Genomic DNA, 509 nt, shown 5'->3' with positions numbered 1-509 from the left:
AAGAGGAAGTGACGTCGACGCCTCTCTCCACTATCTAGGACGACTGATAGAGGCTGGAGATTTAGACAGCATTGGCCGAAGACTCGTTGTTATCGCCTACGAGGATATCGGACTTGCCAACCCCCAAGCTGGCCCCAGGGCAATAGCTGCCGTTGAAGCAGCGGAACGAATCGGTTTCCCTGAAGCGAGGATTCCTCTTTCCGTTGCTGTTACAGAACTTGCCTTGTCACCTAAATCAAACAGTGCCTATAAAGCATTGGATGCGGCTTTATCTGATATTCGAAATGGAAAAAGCGGAGATGTTCCTTCTCACCTTAAAGACTCTCATTATAAAGGAGCGTCTGAACTAGGACGAGGACTAGAATACAAATACCCTCATAATTACGATAATGCCTGGGTCGATCAACAATACCTCCCAGATAAAATTAAGAAACGCACCTATTACGAACCAAAAACGACGGGTAAATTTGAACAAGCCTTAAATCAAGTCTTACAAAAAATAAAAAAAC

At 44.4% G+C, this 509-nt stretch carries 1 pseudogene; it reads left to right on the top strand.

Annotated elements, in window-relative coordinates:
* Positions 1-509: pseudogene (locus LD39_RS20990) on the top strand (recombinase RarA); the annotation flags it as partial.

The organism is Halobacillus sp. BBL2006 (assembly GCF_000786645.1).
GTDB lineage: Bacteria > Bacillota > Bacilli > Bacillales > Halobacillaceae > Halobacillus.
Note: the sequence above shows the minus strand (reverse complement) of the source record. Positions and strands in the feature narration are given on the sequence as shown.